15 protein-coding genes are annotated in these 17,256 nt (G+C 63.2%); 9 read left to right on the forward strand and 6 right to left on the reverse strand.

The annotated features are described in order from the left end of the window. Window positions 1-342: 342 nt before the first annotated feature. Window positions 343-1,023: a hypothetical protein gene (locus IH615_RS09295; RefSeq protein ID WP_291361589.1), complete on the forward strand. Its 681-nt coding sequence runs from the start codon at window positions 343-345 to the stop codon at window positions 1,021-1,023. A 62-nt stretch (window positions 1,024-1,085) separates the two neighbouring features. On the opposite strand, the gene IH615_RS09300 is transcribed toward IH615_RS09295, so the two are convergent. Genes IH615_RS09300 through IH615_RS09310 form a run of 3 tightly spaced genes read right to left on the reverse strand, consistent with a single transcriptional unit; the run spans window position 1,086 to window position 4,051 of the window. Then, a complete protein-coding gene (locus tag IH615_RS09300; RefSeq protein WP_291361590.1) occupies window positions 1,086-1,841 on the reverse strand; it encodes an ABC transporter ATP-binding protein in 756 nt (251 codons plus the stop codon). Further along, on the reverse strand, window positions 1,835-2,911 hold the full coding sequence (locus IH615_RS09305) for an iron ABC transporter permease (RefSeq protein WP_291361591.1): 1,077 nt from the start codon (window positions 2,909-2,911) through the stop codon (window positions 1,835-1,837). Before IH615_RS09305 ends, IH615_RS09300 begins: the two co-directional genes overlap by 7 nt. Before the next feature lie 3 nt (window positions 2,912-2,914). Further along, entirely contained in the window at window positions 2,915-4,051 is a 1,137-nt protein-coding gene (locus tag IH615_RS09310; protein ID WP_291361592.1) for an ABC transporter substrate-binding protein, read from the reverse strand. Between the two features lie 101 nt (window positions 4,052-4,152). Between IH615_RS09310 and IH615_RS09315 the strand changes: the two genes are divergently transcribed. Continuing rightward, window positions 4,153-4,929: a class I SAM-dependent methyltransferase gene (locus IH615_RS09315; protein ID WP_291361593.1), complete on the forward strand. Its 777-nt coding sequence runs from the start codon at window positions 4,153-4,155 to the stop codon at window positions 4,927-4,929. Between the two features lie 3 nt (window positions 4,930-4,932). On the opposite strand, the gene IH615_RS09320 is transcribed toward IH615_RS09315, so the two are convergent. Together IH615_RS09320 and IH615_RS09325 are read right to left on the reverse strand one after the other, a co-directional pair. Then, window positions 4,933-5,982, reverse strand: coding sequence for a Gfo/Idh/MocA family oxidoreductase (locus IH615_RS09320; RefSeq protein WP_291361594.1), 1,050 nt, complete (start codon window positions 5,980-5,982; stop codon window positions 4,933-4,935). A 45-nt stretch (window positions 5,983-6,027) separates the two neighbouring features. After that, window positions 6,028-7,065, reverse strand: coding sequence for a LacI family transcriptional regulator (locus IH615_RS09325; RefSeq protein WP_291361595.1), 1,038 nt, complete (start codon window positions 7,063-7,065; stop codon window positions 6,028-6,030). Window positions 7,066-7,350: 285 nt separating this feature from the next. On the opposite strand from IH615_RS09325, the gene IH615_RS09330 reads away from it, so the two are divergent. The 5 genes from IH615_RS09330 (at window position 7,351) to ugpC (ending at window position 14,923) form a co-directional block, all read left to right on the forward strand. Then, window positions 7,351-8,667 (forward strand): extracellular solute-binding protein, encoded by a 1,317-nt coding sequence (locus IH615_RS09330; RefSeq protein WP_291361596.1) that lies wholly within the window; start codon window positions 7,351-7,353, stop codon window positions 8,665-8,667. A 278-nt stretch (window positions 8,668-8,945) separates the two neighbouring features. Then, entirely contained in the window at window positions 8,946-9,836 is an 891-nt protein-coding gene (locus IH615_RS09335) for a sugar ABC transporter permease (protein ID WP_291361597.1), read from the forward strand. Beyond that, window positions 9,836-10,648 (forward strand): carbohydrate ABC transporter permease, encoded by an 813-nt coding sequence (locus IH615_RS09340; protein ID WP_291361598.1) that lies wholly within the window; start codon window positions 9,836-9,838, stop codon window positions 10,646-10,648. The genes IH615_RS09335 and IH615_RS09340 overlap by 1 nt, the downstream gene beginning before the upstream one ends. After that, window positions 10,645-13,857, forward strand: a complete 3,213-nt coding sequence (locus tag IH615_RS09345; RefSeq protein ID WP_291361599.1) for a glycoside hydrolase family 38 C-terminal domain-containing protein — start codon at window positions 10,645-10,647, stop codon at window positions 13,855-13,857. The genes IH615_RS09340 and IH615_RS09345 overlap by 4 nt, the downstream gene beginning before the upstream one ends. A 10-nt stretch (window positions 13,858-13,867) precedes the next feature. Continuing rightward, entirely contained in the window at window positions 13,868-14,923 is a 1,056-nt protein-coding gene (ugpC, locus tag IH615_RS09350) for a sn-glycerol-3-phosphate ABC transporter ATP-binding protein UgpC (protein ID WP_291361600.1), read from the forward strand. A gap of 180 nt (window positions 14,924-15,103) precedes the next feature. On the opposite strand, the gene IH615_RS09355 is transcribed toward ugpC, so the two are convergent. Next, complete coding sequence (locus IH615_RS09355; protein WP_291361601.1) at window positions 15,104-15,832, reverse strand: class I SAM-dependent methyltransferase; 729 nt, start codon at window positions 15,830-15,832, stop codon at window positions 15,104-15,106. A gap of 137 nt (window positions 15,833-15,969) precedes the next feature. Here IH615_RS09355 and IH615_RS22230 point away from each other — a divergent pair, with 137 nt between their 5' ends. Both IH615_RS22230 and IH615_RS09360 read left to right on the forward strand, forming a co-directional pair. Then, window positions 15,970-16,059, forward strand: a complete 90-nt coding sequence (locus tag IH615_RS22230; protein ID WP_366484954.1) for a DUF6471 domain-containing protein — start codon at window positions 15,970-15,972, stop codon at window positions 16,057-16,059. Next, on the forward strand, window positions 16,020-16,925 hold the full coding sequence (locus IH615_RS09360; protein WP_291361602.1) for a hypothetical protein: 906 nt from the start codon (window positions 16,020-16,022) through the stop codon (window positions 16,923-16,925). The genes IH615_RS22230 and IH615_RS09360 overlap by 40 nt, the downstream gene beginning before the upstream one ends. Window positions 16,926-17,256: the final 331 nt, after the last annotated feature.

A 17,256-nucleotide genomic window follows, 5' to 3' on the forward strand; every position in this document is an offset into this window, starting at 1 on the left:
CGGGTGATGATGGAACGTCCACTCACCCACTGGATAGCCTGTCAGCGGAGCAGCCGATCAACGACAGCTAAGCGCTGACAGGCGTGTCTATCCGCACGACGTGGCGCGGATGGCCTTGTTTCTGGCAGCCAAAGACAGCGCCAGGATCACAGCTCGGCAGCTCCTAGTGGGTGGCGGCTGGGCTAACCAGCTGGCCGCAGCGATTCCAAAAGCTGCCTGTCGCCTTTCCGCCCCGTTTTCGCCATTGCCTCGACGTGAGCGGAACGGCTGCTTTTGGGAAATCGGAGACGCGGTCTGAATGGCCGATATGGGGCGCCTTGCCGACTGGCAAGTTGGAGCCGTTTGCGGAACGACCGCTTCCGGCAGGAGCGCAGCGAAGGCGGACCTTCCAACACAGTTCATGATGGCGCCGAGATCGCCTGGGTCGCGATGCGCCTGCCCGACTCGGCGTCGAACAGATGCACCGAATTACCCTCGGCGCGGATCTTAAGCGTCTGGCCCGGCTGCGTGGTCGCGCATCCTTGCGCGGTCGCAACGAACGACATCGGGATCCCGGGTAACAGGGGTGACCATCAGGGGATCGCCATGGAACATTCGTCAATAATCGCCGTCAGAACCGGGGGCCTGTTGCATGAGGACGGCAGTGCGACGCTTCTTCACGCCTTGGCGGAATGGCTGGTGTCTGAAATCAAGGGCCACGGCCACTATGGCAATGTCATGCACCACGTCGCCGCTGGTAACTGGATGGCGGTGAGCCGGGCCCTGCAGGAACTTTTCCTGCTGCCGCAGGATCATAATGCTCTTTCGCTCCTCGCCCGAAACCTGGTGACCATGGCCCACGGTTCGGCTGCCACCAATCTGCTTGGCTTCCGCCCGTGGCTCCTGGATCGGGTTGAGCGCGAAACCACCGACCTTTACCGCAGGAGTCTGGAGCGAAGGCTGGACCTGCTGGCGGGGCAAATTCGCGCCGCCGAGTTTGTCTTCACCAAGTCGGCTGCCCGCATCCTGCATGAGGCCAGATAGCGCCACCCGTCGACGGCGCCTCGCCCTTTCAAAGGCCGAACGACCCTTTGTGGGAATGACCGCTAGGCAGCCACGCCATCGACGATGACGTGGTCGAACTGCCGCGAGCATTTCTCGATGCGGGCATCGACGCCATAGATGTCGCGCAGCATGGCCGGATTGATCACGTCGAGCGGATCGCCGCAGGCGCGCATCTTGCCGTCGGCGATCAGCAGCACCTTGTCGGCAAAGCGCAGGGCCTGGTTGAGATCGTGGATGGCGATCAAGACGATCATGCCCTTCTGGCGCGCCTGCGCCTGCATGAAGCTGAGCACCTCCACCTGCCGGTGCAGGTCGAGCGCACTGGTCGGCTCGTCCATCAGCATGATGTCGGGTTCGCGCACCAGCGTCTGCGCCACCGATACCAGCTGCCGCTGCCCGCCGCTCAGGGCGCCCAGGTCGCGAAAGGCGATCTCGGTGATGTTGAGGGCGGTCATGACATGGTCGATCAGCGTGAGGTCGTCATCGGCCACCGACCAGGCGCTGCCCTGCTTGCGGGCCAGGAGGATCGATTCATAGACCGTCAGCACGGCATTGGCCGAGGTGTCCTGCGGCATGTAGCTGATCGAGTTCTTACCCTTGCTCGATTGGCTGAGGCGAACCTCGCCGGGGCCGCTGAGCAGGCCGGCCACGCGCTTGAACAGCGTCGACTTGCCGGCCGCATTGGGGCCGATCACTGCGACGATCTCGCCTGCCGTGATTGTCGGCGTCGACACCTCCGATACCACCAGCCGCTTGCCATAGCGCGCGCCGACGCCGTCCAGCTCGAGAGCTACCATGACCGCCTCACATTGGAGAGAATGAGCGAAATGAAGAAGGGCACGCCGACCAGCGCGGTGATGATGCCGATGGGAAAGACCACGCCCGGAATGATCGATTTGGAGACGATCGAGGTCACCGACAGCAGCAGCGCCCCCGCCAGCACCGAGCCGGGCAGGAAGAAGCGCTGGTCCTCGCCCAGGATCATGCGGGCAATATGCGGCCCCACCAGGCCCACAAAGCCGATCGTGCCGACAAAGCTGACCGGCACCGAGGCCAGCAGCGAAATGATCAGCATGGTTTCGAGCCTGACATAGCGAACATTGACGCCAAAGCTGGCCGCCTTGTCCTCGCCCAGGCGGATCGCCGTCAGCGCCCAGGCATTGCGCGCAAACAGCGGCAGCGCCACCAGCAGCACCACCAGCGTGATCCAGATCTTGGGCCAGGTCGCCTTGGTGAGGCTCCCCATGGTCCAGAACACCACCTGTGACAGCGCCTGTTCGGACGCGAGATATTGCACGAAGGCGAGCAGCGCATTGAAGGTGAAGACCAGCGCTATGCCCAGCAGCACGACGGTCTGCACCGTGACGCCACGCGCCTGCGAGACGAAGTGGATGAAGAGCGTCGCCGCCAGCGCCATGATGAAGGCATTGACCGGCACGATCAGTCCGGCAGCCACCGGCAGCAGCGGCACCGTGGTGACGATGCCCAAAGCCGCGCCGAAGCTGGCGGCGGCTGAAATGCCCAGGGTAAAGGGGCTCGCCAGCGGATTGGCGAGAATGGTCTGCATCTGGGCGCCGGCCACCGACAGGGCCGCGCCCACCACGATGGCCATGACCGCCACGGGCATGCGGATGTCCCACACCACGGTGCGCACCTGCGCCGATACCGCATCGGGGTGGAACAGCGCCAGCACGACCTGGTCGAGGCCATAGCGTGCCGGTCCCCAGGCCAGGTCCACCGCAAACGACAGGCAGAGCGCCAGGCTCAGCCCGACCAGGATCGCGATCTTGCGTCGGGTGCGGGCGCGGTATTCACCGCGCCCCTGTGCCGCCGCTTCCGTCATGTCGGTGATATCGGCGACGGCCATGGTTTACTCGCCCGCCTTGAGCGACAGCCAGGCACCCGGCTCATAGTCGATCGGCAGGAACCGGTCGTAGAATTCCTTGAAGGTCGCGCCGGCATCCACATCGGCAAACAGCTCCGGATGGAACCACTTGGCCATCTCCTGGATCGCCACGAACTGGTAGGGGCTGGTATAGAACTGGTGCCAGATGGCATGCACATTGCCTTCGGCCACCGCGGTCGAGCCGGTAAAGGCCGGAGCGTCCACCAGCTTGGCCAGCATGGCGCGGCTGGCTTCGGCATTACCGGCCGTGCCGGGGCCGACGCTGACGAAATCCGTCGCATTGGGCGAATTGGTCCAGTCCGAACCGGTCACCACGATCACGTCGGGGTTGGAGGCGATGACCTGCTCGGGATTGATCGAGCCGGTATAGCCGGGCAGGAAGTCCGAGCCGAGATTGTTGCCGCCGGCCAATTCGACCATCAGGCCGAAATTGTCCGGGCCGAACGTGCCGCAGCATTCCACCAGGCCCGCCGCGCGATACATGAACACATCGGGGCGCTCGATGTCGTTCTCGGCGATGACCTTGGCGATCGCGTCCATCTTGGACTGCCAGAAATCGGCGACCTCAGCCGCGCGCTCCGGCTTGCCGAACAGCTGGCCCAGGATGTGGAGGCTCGGCACCGTGTTGTCGATGATGTGCTCGCGGAAATCGACATAGACGATTTTGACGCCCACATCGGCCAGCGTCTCCTCGAGCTTGACTTCTTCGGCAGCCGTTTTGTCACCGATAGGAAGGATCAGCACGTCCGGATCCAGCGTCACCACGGTCTCGACCTGCAGCGTGCCATCGGTCAGCCTGCCCAAAAACGGCAGCTCGGCCGCCTCGGGGAATTTTTCGACATAGGCGTCGAACGACTTGACGTCGGTGGTCCACAGATCGTTGCGCCAGCCCACGACATGGGCGAACGGATTCTCCGTCTCGATGGTGGCCAGCGAATAGATCATGCGCCCTTCGCCCAGGATGGCGCGCTCGACCGGCGCGTCGAACGAAACCGCGCGGCCGGCCACGTCGGTTACGGTGAAGGCCTGCGCAAAGGCGGGCAGGGAAAGGGCGGCAAGCACGGCAACTGCCGGCATCAGCATGAGGCGCGATATTTTCATTTGAGTCTCGCTGGAAACTTGATACGTCTCCCGCCTATAAAACATGATGTCAGAGATCAAGTTTTATCTTTTAGAGCAATTCCAATATGTTAGGTCTCCCGATGAGCGATGCGAGCTCAAACTATTCTATCCGCGACGAAATTCGCGAGTTCTGGTCCGAACGCGCCGCCACCTTCGACGAGAGCGTCGGCCACGAGATTTTTTCGGAGGCTGAGCGGGCCGGCTGGCACCGGCTGATCCGCAAGCATCTGGGCGAGGGGCAGGGGCGGGCGGCGCTCGATCTGGCCAGCGGCACCGGGGTCATTTCCCACCTCATGCACGACATGGGCTTCGCGGTGACCGGCGCCGACTGGTCCGAGGCCATGCTCGAACAGGCCCGGGCCAAGGCCCGCAAGCGCAAGGCCGATATCCGCTTCATCATGCGTGATGCGGAAAATACCGCCGAGCCCCGCCAGAGCTATGACGTCATCACCAACCGCCATCTCGTCTGGACCCTGGTCGACGCGCCCGCCGCCTTCCGCGAATGGTTCGAGCTGCTCAAGCCCGGCGGCAAGCTGCTGATCGTCGATGGCAATATGGGCCGCAAGGGCTGGGCGACGCGCCTGCGCCTGGCGTTCGGCGGCCAACCCGGTCACACCAGGCTTGCACCCGGCATGGCCGAGCGGCTCACCCGGATCCGCGAGCAGGTCTATTTTTCCGACCAGATGCCGGCCGAGGCCGTGGTGGCGGCCCTGCTGGAAGTCGGCTTCGTCAATCCGGTTGTCGACCGGCGCCTGGGCGCCATCCACTGGGCCCAGGCCCGCAAGATGCCGTTCTGGCGCGCGCTCGAGCGGCTGACACAGGACCGCTTCGCCATCTGCGTCACCCGGCCGGGCTAGCGGTCAGGCTACGCCCTGGTCCCGCCCGCTGGCATTGGAGGCAATGGCGGCATCGAGCACTTTCTGGATATCAGCCGCCCGCCGGAACGACGGCTCCAGCGTCGCGCCACCCCGCACCGCCGCCACGAAGCGCTGGTAGTTGGTATCGACGGGCGTCAGCGGCAGCTCGCGCCAGGTGGCTTTATGCACGTCTTCGCCCAGGCAGGCCCGCAGGCTCGACTGGCCCGTGTCATAGACGATCTCCACCGAGCCGGTTTCCCCATAGATGCGCAGGCGCAGCTGGTCCATCTGGCCGGCCGCGCTGCGCGTCGCCTGGATGGTGCCAATGGCGCCCGAGGTGAAGTCCACATTCATGGTGAAACTGTCATTGGCGTCGAGCTGGTACTCGCAGATGCGGTTGTCGGGCGGCGCCTTGTCGAAGGTCTTGAGCCGCCCGAATACATGCGCCACGTCGAGCCCCGAGCCATAGGAGGCGAAATCCACGATATGGATGCCGATATCGCCCAGCGCGCCGCCCGAACCATGCCCGGTGCTCAGCCGCCACAGGAATTTGGGCTCGGTCCGCCAGTCGCCCCAGTGGTTGCCCACCAGCCAGCTCTGCAGATGCGAGGCTTCGAGGTGCCTGACCGCGCCGATGGCCCCTGACAGCACCAGCGCGCGCCCCTGCTGCACCGCCGGCGAGTTGCGATAGGTGAAGTTGACCATGCCCACCAGCCCGGCCTGCTCGATGGCCTCGGTCATTTCCATCGCCTTGCCGGCATCGGTCGCCAGCGGCTTTTCGCAGAAGACATGCTTGCCTGCGGCAATGGCCTGCATGGTGGTGGGATAATGCACCCGGTCGGGCGTCACATTGGCCACCGCGTCGAATTCGCCCCAGGCCAGCGCCTCCTCCAGCGACACGAATTGCCGCTCGATATGGTGCTGGGCGCAGAAGGCCGTCAGCCGCCCCGGATCGACATCGACGCCGCCCACCAGCGACACGCCGTAAATGGCCGAGAAATTGGTGGCATGGCTATTGGCCATGCCGCCCGTGCCGATGATGAGCAGGCGCATCGCAACTCCTCCCTGATTGTCCCGGGCGGGACCAATCGCGAAAACCTAGCTGCGCCAGTGCGGCTGCGGCTCGGCCATGGTCTGCAGGCTCTCGATATCGGCGCCCTCGATGCGTTTGAGCAGCAGGCGGGTCAGCTCGCCCCCTGCCGCGAACACATCCTCGCGGATGCTGTCCAGCGCGGGAAACAGCGTCGGCAGGATGCCCGAGGTCTGCTTGTAGACCAGCTGCAGGTCCCGCCCCAGCACGAGGCCCCCCTCCTGCAAGCCGCCCACCAGGGCGATGGTGCGCATTTCGCTGTCGCTGATAATGCCATCGGGCCGCATCGGGTCGGCGGCGAGATCGAGCCCGATCTTGCGCATATCGGCCGGGCTGATACCCTTGGTGCCCTCGAGGATGCGCGCCTCGATCCCGGCGCGGGCCGCCGCCTTGTGAAAGGCCGTGACGATGTTGTGGTAATTGGTGGTGCTGTCATCGCCGATGACCAGCATCACCCGTTTGCAGCCCTTGCTGGCCAGCCGTTCCACCGCCATGGCGGTGAAGGCTTCCGAATGGAAGTCGTGATAGGGATGCGGCGTGTAGAATTCCGTGCGGCCGTGGCTGACAAAGGGAAAATCGGCATCGATCATCATCTGCACGCGCTTGTCGCGCGGGCTGGTATGGGTGATGACCACGCCATCGGCGGTGCGGTTGTCCAGGATATAGCGGATGGTCTCGGCCGAGTTGTGCCGCTCGAATTCGGGAATGACCGTCAGGTGATAGCGCGTGCCCTTGATGGCATGGCCGATCCCCTGGATCATCTGCCGCGCGAAATCGATCGAATCCTCGGCGCCATCGAGCACCAGCGCGATCACATTGGTCTTGCCCGTCCGCAGGCGCACGCCGGCGCGGTCCGGGATATAGCCCAGCGCCTTGGCGGCCTCGGCCACCTTGTCGCGCGTCTCCTGCTTCAGCGTCGTCCCGCCGCGCAGCGATAGCGACACGGTGGACAGGCTCAGCCCCGTCACATCGGCAATGGTGCGCAGGGTGACCCGCTGGTTCCCTGGCGCCCGTGCCTTGCCTGCTGTGGTGAACTTGCTGCTCATGCTGTGTTGCCTTCCCCAGACGCTTTTACACCGGCAAGCGCCGAAACCAAACAGGCCAAATTTTGCAACGATACATTGCATGTTCGGTCCAACCTGAAACGATTGCGCAAAATTAACACACTGGCAAATAACGACAAAATTGTCGAAACGTCATTATTGCTGTCGCAATGCGATTCAGAATTGCAACGTTGCATAAGTTGTGGTTTGCTCTGGCCGCGTTCCGGATGAGGGTTCCGGCGCCAGGCCGCTCATTCAGAGGCGGCTCAAGCAGCAGAGGAGGACTTGATGCTCAGACAAGGTTTTCTGACCACGGTGGCCGCATTGTCACTGATGGCCGCCGCCGCGATGCCCGCGCAGGCGGAAGTGACGATTATGTATCCCGAATGGATCGCCTCGCTGGTCGAGCCGGGCATCGAGGCCTACAAGACCGAGACGGGCGACACCGTCAACGCCATCAAGCTGCCCGGCCAGGGCTATGACCAGCGCATCGCGCTCGACCTCAGCGCCGGCACCGCCGCCGATGTCAATGTCATCGACAGCTTCATGGTCTCCGAGCTGGCCGCTGCCGGCTACCTGACCCCGCTCAACGACATGGCCGCCGCCTGGGACCAGTATCAGTATTACCTGCCCGGCCTGCTCGAAGTGGCGTCCTACCAGGGCAATGTCTATGCCCTGCCCACCGATACCGACGTCCGCATGCTGTGGTACGACAAGTCCAATTTCGAAAAGGCGGGCATTGCCATGCCGTGGGAGCCCAAGAGCTGGACTGACGTGCTCGATGCCGCACAGAAGCTCAAGGATGCGGGCGTGCAGTATCCGTTCCAGCTGCCGGCGGGCACCAAGCAGGGCGAAGCCGCCACCATGCAGGGCGTTTATATGGCGCTGCTCGGCGCTGACGTTCCCGAAGGCGATCGCAACCGCCTGCTCAACCGCGAGACCAATCAGTGGATCGGCGACAGCCCGGCCCTGCGCCGTGTCTTCGATCTCTATCACCAGGTCTATGTCGAGCGTGAGCTGAACCCGGCCGATCTCAACTACGCCACCGATATTGGCGCTGCCGTGCGTCAGGCGCTGGCCGATGACAAGCTGGGCATCCTGGCCTCGGGTTCCTGGGAAGATGCATGCCTGTGGGATTGCAACGCCCCTCCATCACGCGAAGAGCGTGACGCCCTGGTCGGCTGGACGCCATGGCCGGGCTCGGGTGAACCGGGCACCAAGGCGACCACCAATATTTCGGGTGGCTGGGCCATCGGCATCAATGCCAAGGCTGCCGATGCGGAAGCCTCGTTCAAGCTGGTGACCTCGATCTTCGACGAAGGCAACTTCAAGGCCTGGACGCTGGCCAATCACCGCATGGCCGTCCGCACCGATATTTCGGAATCGGCTGAGTATACCGCCGATCCGTTCCTCGCCGAGGCCACCGCGCTTGCCGCCGATACCACCGGCCGCGACACCATCCCCGGCTACCAGACCGTCTCGGCCCTCATTCAGCAGGCCACGTCCGACCTGCTCGATGGCGCCAGCGTTGAAGAAGTCATCCAGAGCTATCATGATGCCCTGGTTGACGAATTCGGCGAAGAAAAGGTCATCACCTACGAATGACTTCGAGCCGCCCCGTAGGGCAGGTCGCTCCGGTGGAGCGATCTGAGGCAAGAAGGCCATGAGGGCTATGCCCGAATGGCAATTCCTCCCGACGCGGCGGCGCCCCACTGTCCTCCGGGCGCCGTCGTGACGGGGGAGGGTGCCTTCGAGGTCTCCCTAGCCACGGTGTCACCCCGGCCTTGAGCCGGGGTCCATCCTGAGATCTCAAGATGGATCCCGGCTCAAGGCCGGGATGACATCGAGTGTTTTGAACGGCCCGTGTGAGTGAGAAACACAGCATGAAGAACCAAGCCAACCCCTGGCTCACCAGCAATCTCTGGGTCCTCGGTCTCGGCATGCTGCCTGCCGCCATCCTGATCGGTGCGCTGCTCTATTTCACGGCCTGGGCCTTCGCCTTCAGCTTCACCGACCTGGCCCTGGTCGGGCGCAAGTCGGTCGAATGGAGCTGGGTGGGCCTGCAGAATTTCGAGCGCCTGTTCACCCGCCGTGGCTTTCTCGAATCGCTCTGGACCACCGTCATCTTCGTCTTCTTCTCGGCCATTGTCGGCCAGTCGGTGCTGGGCTTCCTGCTCGCGGCTCTGCTGCGCGGCACCCAGTCGTCCATTCGCAACGTCGTCGAAATCTGCATCATGCTGGGCTGGCTGCTGCCCGATATCGTGGCGGCCTTCCTGTGGTCGGCCACCACCAGCCAGACGGGCCTGATCAACCAGCTCTTCATCATTCCCTTCGGCCTCAAGCCCATCAACTTCATCAACGAATACGCGCTGCCCGTCGTCACCATCGCCAATATCTGGAAGGGTACCGCCTGGAGCTACCTGCTGTTCTCGGCGGCGCTCGATTCGGTCAGCCGCGAGGTCGTCGAGGCCGCCAAGGTCGATGGTGCTACCGGCTTCCAGCGCATCTGGCTGGTCATGCTGCCCATCATCCGGCCCCATATCGCCACCAACATGCTGTTCATCACCATCTGGACCTTCACCTATTTCCCGCTGATCTTCGCCATGACCGGCGGCGGGCCGGGCACGGCCACCCAGACGCTGGCGGTGTTCCTCTACAATCAGAGCTTTTCCCGCGGCAATCTGGGCTTCGGCAGCGCCATTTCGGTGGCCATGCTGGTCATTGTGGGCCTCCTGTCGCTGGTCTATCTGCGCATGCTGCGGGAGCCGAAATAATGGAATCGACCAGCAGCTCGCGCATCACCGCCGTTGCGCTCGCCTTCATGGCCGTCATCTGGGTAAGCCCGTTTTCCTGGCTGTTCCTCAATGCCTTCAACCCCATGTCGACCGGGCAGCTGGAAATCCCGCGCTCGGTCGGCCTCGACAATTTCGCCCTTGCCGTCAGCGGCAATGCCGGCAAGCAGTTCCTCAATTCCATGCTGATCGCGGCAGGCACCGCCACGCTCAGCGTCATCGTCGGCATCGCCGCCGCCTATCCGCTGTCGCGGCTGCGCATTCCGGGGCGCAATGCGTTCCTCTGGACGCTGGTGCTGCTGCGCATGCTGCCTTCGGCCGGCGTCTTGGTGCCGCTCTATTTCGCGGCGCAGCGCGGCGGGCTGCTCAACCAGTTCGGCGTCATCGTGGCCCTGACCATTCTCAACCTCCCCTTTACGCTGCTGCTGCTCAAGAACTTCTTCGACACCGTGCCGATCGAGCTTGAGGAAGCCGCCTATGTCGAAGGGGCAACCCTGTTCCAGATCGTCACCCGCATCGTGCTGCCCATGTCGCGCGCCGGCATTGCCGTGGTCTGGTTTTACAGCTTCACCGGCGCCTGGAACGAGTTCCTGCTGCCGCTGATCTTTGCCCGCGTGCAGGATGCCTTTCCCATGTCGGTGGGGCTATACGCGGCTTTCGGCCAGCAGGGCGCCATCAACTATGGTTTCCTCACGGCCTTTTCCATCATCTACGCAGCGCCGGCGGTCGGCGTGTATTTCTTGTTGCGGCGAAACATGAACACAGGGTTCGCCGGTGTCGGAGTCAAAGGATGACCTATTCCAATCCCATGTCGTCAAAGCTCGGTTTGCTGGACGATGATCTCAAGATGGAAGGCAAACTCATCCGGCTTTGCAAGGATCTTGAAGCCAAGATCCTCACTCCCGTCGCCGATGTCCCCTGGCAGTGGCATGTGCAGCGCGCCGATATGAGTGCCGACCAGGCCCTCAAGGCCGATTGGCGCAAATGGGAGCAGTTCGGCCCCCATTCCGTCTGGGCCAAGAAGCAGGGTCACACCTGGTTTGCCGCCGAAATCGTGGTGCCCGAAGCCGCGCGCGGCAAGACCTTCGTGCTCAAATTCACCAGCCAGTGGCAGGATCGTCCGGGGTCCACCGACCCACAGTGCCTCGCCTATCTCGACGGCAAGATTGCCCAGGCGCTCGACGGCAACCACACCGAGCTGGTCATCGAGCGCAATGCCAAGCCGGGCAGCAAGCACACGCTGCTGGTCAACGCCTTCACCTTCTTCGATCGGCCGCTGGTCGGCTTCACGGTCGATTTCTATACCCGCAGCGAACGCGCCGAAAAGCTCTATTGGGACTTGGCTACCCCACTGGACGTGGCCGTCCGCCTCTACCAGAACGACCCGCGCCGTCAGGCCATTCTCAACATCATCGATCGCGCCCTGCGGGCGCTGGATCGTCGCGACGGCTTCACGCCTGAATTCGAGGCCTCGCTCGGCGCCGCCGAGAAGATCGCCGCCGAAATCTACAAGCTTGTCGATACCGAGACCCAGCCGCAGGTCACCGCTGTGGGCTCGACCCATCTCGATGTCGGCTGGCTCTGGCGCGTCCTCCACACCCGCGACAAGACGGCTCGCTCCTTCGCCACGGTGCTCAACCTGATGGAGGAATATCCCGAATTCATCTTCATGTATAACCAGTCGGTGCTCTTCGACTTCCTCAAAAAGGACTATCCTGAAATCTGGGAGCGCATGCTCAAGAAGGTGAAGTCCGGCCAGTTCGAGATCGAAGGCGCCATGTGGGTGGAGCCCGATGTCAACATCGTCTCGGGCGAGTCGCTGGTCCGCCAGATCATGCGCGGCCGCCGCTTCCACCTTGAGCATTTCGGCGTCGACCCCAAGACGGTCTGGCTGCCCGATACCTTTGGCTATTCGGCCAACCTGCCGCAGATCATGGACAAGTCGGGTCTCAAATACTTCGTCACGTCCAAGCTGAGCTGGAACGACACCGACCGCCATCCCTATGACAGCTTCCACTGGCGCGGCATTGACGGCACGGTCACCAAGGCGCAGCTGATCACCGCGCAGAAATATGACAGCCAGGAAATCTTCACCACCTACAATGGCGACCTCTCGGTCAGCGAGACCATGGGCGCCTGGAAGCGCTACGAGCCCAAGGCGGTGCACAACGAAGTCGTCATGTCCTATGGCTATGGCGATGGCGGCGGCGGCCCGACCCGCGGCATGATCGAGCGCGGCATCCGCCTCGAACGCGGCATTCCCGGCGCGCCCAGGGTCAAGCTCGAAGGCATCGTCCCCTTCCTCGATCGCCTCGGCAAGAAGATGGATGCCCCCGGCAACAAGTTCCCGGTCTGGAACGGCGAGCTCTACCTGCAATATCACCGCGGCACGCTGACCTCGGTGGCCAAGAACAAGGCCAACAACCGCAAGGCCGAACGCCTGCTGCGCGAACTGGAATTCCTCGGCGCCATGGCGCTGACCCAGGCCGGCGCCGCCTATCCCAGCGACACGCTGGCCGAGTTCTGGGAGCTGGTGCTCATCAACCAGTTCCACGACATCCTGCCCGGCACCTCGATCCCCGAAGTCTATGTCGACAGCGACAACGAGTACGGCCAGATCTTCTCGACCCTGGGCTCCCAGAATGGTCCCTGGCACTCCGCCGCCCAGGCCTTCGCCAAGCCGGGCGCGGATCAACTGCGGCTGGTCAACTTTACCGGCCAGACACGGGCAGAGCTCGTGCATTTTGCCGGCAATGCGCAGGAAATCTCCCAGCTTGCTGGTGCCTCGTTGGCGTCAGGCGCAGGCGTCGCGCCGATCCAGAAACTGGTCTCCGCTGACGGTTCCACCAGCTTCGCCGCGCCAGTTTCCGACCTGTCTCCCCTCGGCTGGACCGGTGCACAAGTGGTCGCCGGCGGCGCGGCCAACAGCAGCTCACCGCTCTCGGTTTCAGAAAAACATCTGGAAAATGAACTGCTTAGGGTCACGTTCGACAAATCGGGCGAGATCACCTCGGTCTTCGACAAGACGCGTAATCGCGAAACCCTCGAGCCCGGCAAGGCGGCCAACCGCCTCATCGCCTATGAAGACAAGCCCATGCAATGGGACGCCTGGGACATTGACCGCTATTTCGAGGAACAGTTCTGGCCGCTCGCCGATGGCAAGTCCTTGATTTCAGTGGTAGAAACCGGCCCCCACCGCGCCGCCATCCGCGTCGAGCGGAGCTACCGGAAATCCAAAATCGTCCAGGTCATCTCGCTGGCCGCAGGCGCAAGGCAGGTCGAATTCGACACCTTCATCGACTGGCAAGAGCGCCACACGGTACTCAAGGCCCAGTTCCCCTTCGATCTCAACACCTCCGAAATCCGCTCGGAAATCCAGTTCGGCCACGTCAAGCGCCCGACCCATCGAAACACCACCTGGGACCGGGCCCGCTTCGAGGCCTCCATGCATCGCTGGGTCGATCTGAGCGAAGCCGATTTCGGCGTCGCCCTGCTCAACGACTGCAAGTATGCCTATGATTGCCTTGAACAATCCGTCCGCCTGACCCTGGTGCGCGGCTCGACCTTCCCCAGCCCCGATGCCGATCTGGGCGAGCATCGCCTGCGCTATGCGCTCTTCGTCCATGACGGCGTTGCCGACCTGGCCGACGTGCATCGCGCCGCCGAACGCTTCAACAATCCCGTCGCCGTCATCGGCGCGCTCAGGCCGGCCGCCAATGCCGCCACCGAGTTCGCCAGCTTCAGCTTCGCCAGCGTCGACCAGTCCAATGTGACGCTCGAAACCGTCAAGAAGGCCGAAAAGTCCGACGCCGTGGTGCTGCGCCTCTTCGAACACGCCAATATCCGGGCCGAGGCGACCATCACCTTCGGCATCCCGGTCAAGAGCGTGCGGGTGGTCAACCTGATGGAGGAGGGCGCCGGCAAGCCATTGCAACTCAAGGACAATGGCGTGACCCTGTCGCTGCGGCCCTTCGAAATCGCCACGCTCCTGATCGAAACCTGAGGAGGCCTTCATGTCCGACGTATCGCTGCGCGGCGTCCGCAAATCCTATGGCTCACTCGAAGTGGTCCATGGGGTGGATCTCGACATCAAGTCCGGCGAGTTCGTGGTCTTTGTCGGCCCCTCGGGCTGCGGCAAGTCCACCCTGCTGCGCATGATCGCCGGGCTCGAGCCCATCTCGGGCGGCGACATCTCCATCGGCGGCAGGGTGGTCAACGACATCCCCTCGCCGCAGCGGGGTATCGCCATGGTCTTCCAGTCCTATGCGCTCTATCCGCATATGACGGTCTACGACAACATGGCCTTTGGCCTGAAGCTCGCCAAGACGCCGAAAGCCGAGATCGATCAGAGGGTTAGGGAAGCCGCCCGTATCCTCCAGATCGAGGATTACCTCGAGCGCATGCCCAAGGCCCTCTCGGGCGGGCAGCGCCAGCGCGTCGCCATCGGCCGCGCCATCGTGCGCAATCCCAAGGTGTTCCTGTTCGACGAACCGCTCAGTAATCTCGACGCCTCGCTGCGCGCCCAGACCCGCATCGAGATCGCCAAGCTGCACGATACGCTCGACGCCACCATGATTTACGTGACCCACGACCAGGTCGAAGCCATGACCCTGGCCGACCGCATCGTGGTGCTCAATGCGGGTAATATCGAGCAGGTCGGCACCCCGCTCGAACTCTATCGCAACCCCGTCAACACCTTCGTGGCGGGCTTCATCGCCAGCCAGCGCATGAACTTTCTCACGGTTTCACCACAGGGTAACGGCTTGGCCCTTCGCGCTGGCAGACTGTTAACGCTGAGCCACCCCAGACTGGCTGAGGTGCGAACCATTGGCGTGCGCCCCGAGCATCTTGAACTGGCCAGTCCCGAGGCGGCGCATTTCTTCGGCACGCTGTCTGTCATCGAGCAATTCGGCGAATATGCCCTAGCCTATGTCGAACTGCCCGGCGGCGAGTTGATCACCATCAAGCTCGATGGCGCCCCCGATCTCAAGCTGCATGACACCATCCATATCGGCGTGCCGCCCTACGCGGTGCATCTGTTCGACGCGGCCGGCCGGGCGCTGCGCTGACTGTTTGCTACGCAGCCACGACAATGAACATACCCCCGCGGCGCTGCGGGGGTATTTCTTTGTCGCCTCGGGATCAGCCGCGATGGCGCCGGATCAGCCTGGCGATGACAGCCGCGGCTAATCCATGACCGAGCGGGCGGGGCGCGCAAGCAGGGGACGCGGCAGCCTTAGGCCGGCGCGTTACGGCTTTTCCCAGTCCATGATCAGGAAGGACGGGACCCTGCCGAAGAGGTCGCGCTGTTCGGGATCGCCGCCATGCGGCAGCGGCTCGTCGAAATGTCGCAGCAACAAGCCGGCGCCGAGCAGCAGCGACATATAGGTGCTCAGCGGCCGGTGCCAGTTCTGCACCCGCAGGTCGCCCCAACTGACCCAGTCGGCGCGCTCGGCCATATAGTGATCGATGACGAAACGGCGTGCGCCGTCGGCGTCGCTGCGCCAGCCCACGGGGTTGCTGGCGCTGTAGAAGCTGGTCAGGTTGGCGATCAGCAGGTGCCCGCCGGGGCGCAACGCCCGGTTCATCTCGGCGATGGCGGCCTTGGCATCGGGAATGTCGATCAGGCTGAGATAGGCGACGACAAGATCGAAGGCTCCGTCATCGAAAGGCAGTTGCTCCGCTCCGGCAATGCGATAGTCGCCCTCGGGATGCCGCCGCTGCGCTTCCGCGATGAGCGAGGGGGCCGGATCGATGCCTGTTGTGCCCAGGCCCCGCGCCGCGAGCAGCCGACAGAACCGACCCTCCCCGCAACCGACATCCAGCACCTGCCGTGCGCCGCTCAGTTGCACCCGGTCGAGCATGGGCGCATCCAGCACGAAGCGCCGCGCATAATCGCCCTCGGCGCCCAGCGTGGAAATCCACGCGGCGGCAGACTCTTCCCATCCATTGCTCATCAGCAGTCTGGCCCCATCCATCGGTGATTCCGACTTGGAAGGGTAACCGCGGCTAATCCATGACAGAGCGGGCGGGGCGCAAGCAGTGGAACGCGGGGCCGAGGTGTGCAGGCCCGGTGGAGGAAAGGTCGATTGGCGTTGACGAGAAAGAGGCCAACATGCGCAATGAGCGTTCCAGGGGCAAATTAACGGCGGCGTTTTTATTGCAATGTCTGACAGCGATCGAAGTGAGTTCGTTGCACTTGTAGCCGTTGTCTGCACAGTCGTTGTTTTGCTAATCGGGCTAGGGGCTGGCGCTCACTACAACGAAGGCCAGCAACAGCAGGGAGCCCAGAGCAGTCGGCCAAACCTTCACCTTCTCGGAGGAAGCCCCGAAAGCTACCAAGCCATATGCAACACCCCCGAAAATGAGACACAAGCCGATCTGTGCCAGCAATGGCGCGCGGCTGAGGCCGCTACGGATTCGGCCCGCTGGACTCAGTTCCAATTCTGGCTCGGGGCGGCTGGCTTCGTTGGACTGGTAATCACCGTCGCCTATTCCGTCCGGGCCTTCCGCCAAGCTCAGATTCAGGCCAACGCGGCTCTCAGGGCCAATGCCCGGGCCACCCGGGCAAATGTCATTGCTAGAGAGTTGGGTCACGCCCAAGTTCGCGCGTACATGGCGATTGGTGAGGTCAATCTCAGTTGGGCAGACGACGAGGGCGCGCCACGCTTGGCCGAAGTAAAATTCAACTGGGTAAATCGCGGGCAATCCCCAGCGTCCCAAGTTGGGCTGATTTGCGCGGTCCAGCATGTCCCCGCGGGTTATTCTGAACCCATTGTGTCTTTGGCAGGTGCTACCGCAGCCATGGATTTCGGAACCAGCACAGTGGCGCCGGATCGGGGGTTGCTGACGTACTATGGCGACATAGCAAACACGCCAATCAGCGCAGAGGAAACGCAACGCTGGCTCGACGGTGAAACCGATATCGTTGTTTTTTGCGCCGCTCGATATCGCGACGTTTTCGGAGTTCAACATATTGCCGAGACTTGCAGCGTCCTCGTACACAGGACCATCAAGGGCAAAAACATGGTCAACTTCAAGACCTACGGCCACCACAACCGCGACAGCTAGCAGCCTCCCGGCTGACCACCGGCTTGGTGCGTTTGATACATAAGGCCGGATGTTTCGGCCCTGCCGCCCGAACATCAAGTTCGCCCCCCCTACGCATTCGCGCAGGGCTTGGCGACTGCCCGCCCCTTTGACATGATCGCCGCTCTTGCCTTTCGAATCAGGGCTTCCGGACGTTTGCGGCGTTCGTGCCACCTTCATTTTCAGTATTCCCCCCGGGCGCCCGGCACTTCTGACGGGCGGGGCGCGCCGGTGGTCGGTGATTTGGGATGTCGACATGATCTCAGAGCCTGTGCGCGACGTTTTCGATGCGGGTGGGCGGGGGCTGCAGCAT

The organism is Devosia sp. (assembly GCF_014860165.1).
Classification (GTDB): Bacteria; Pseudomonadota; Alphaproteobacteria; order Rhizobiales; family Devosiaceae; genus Devosia.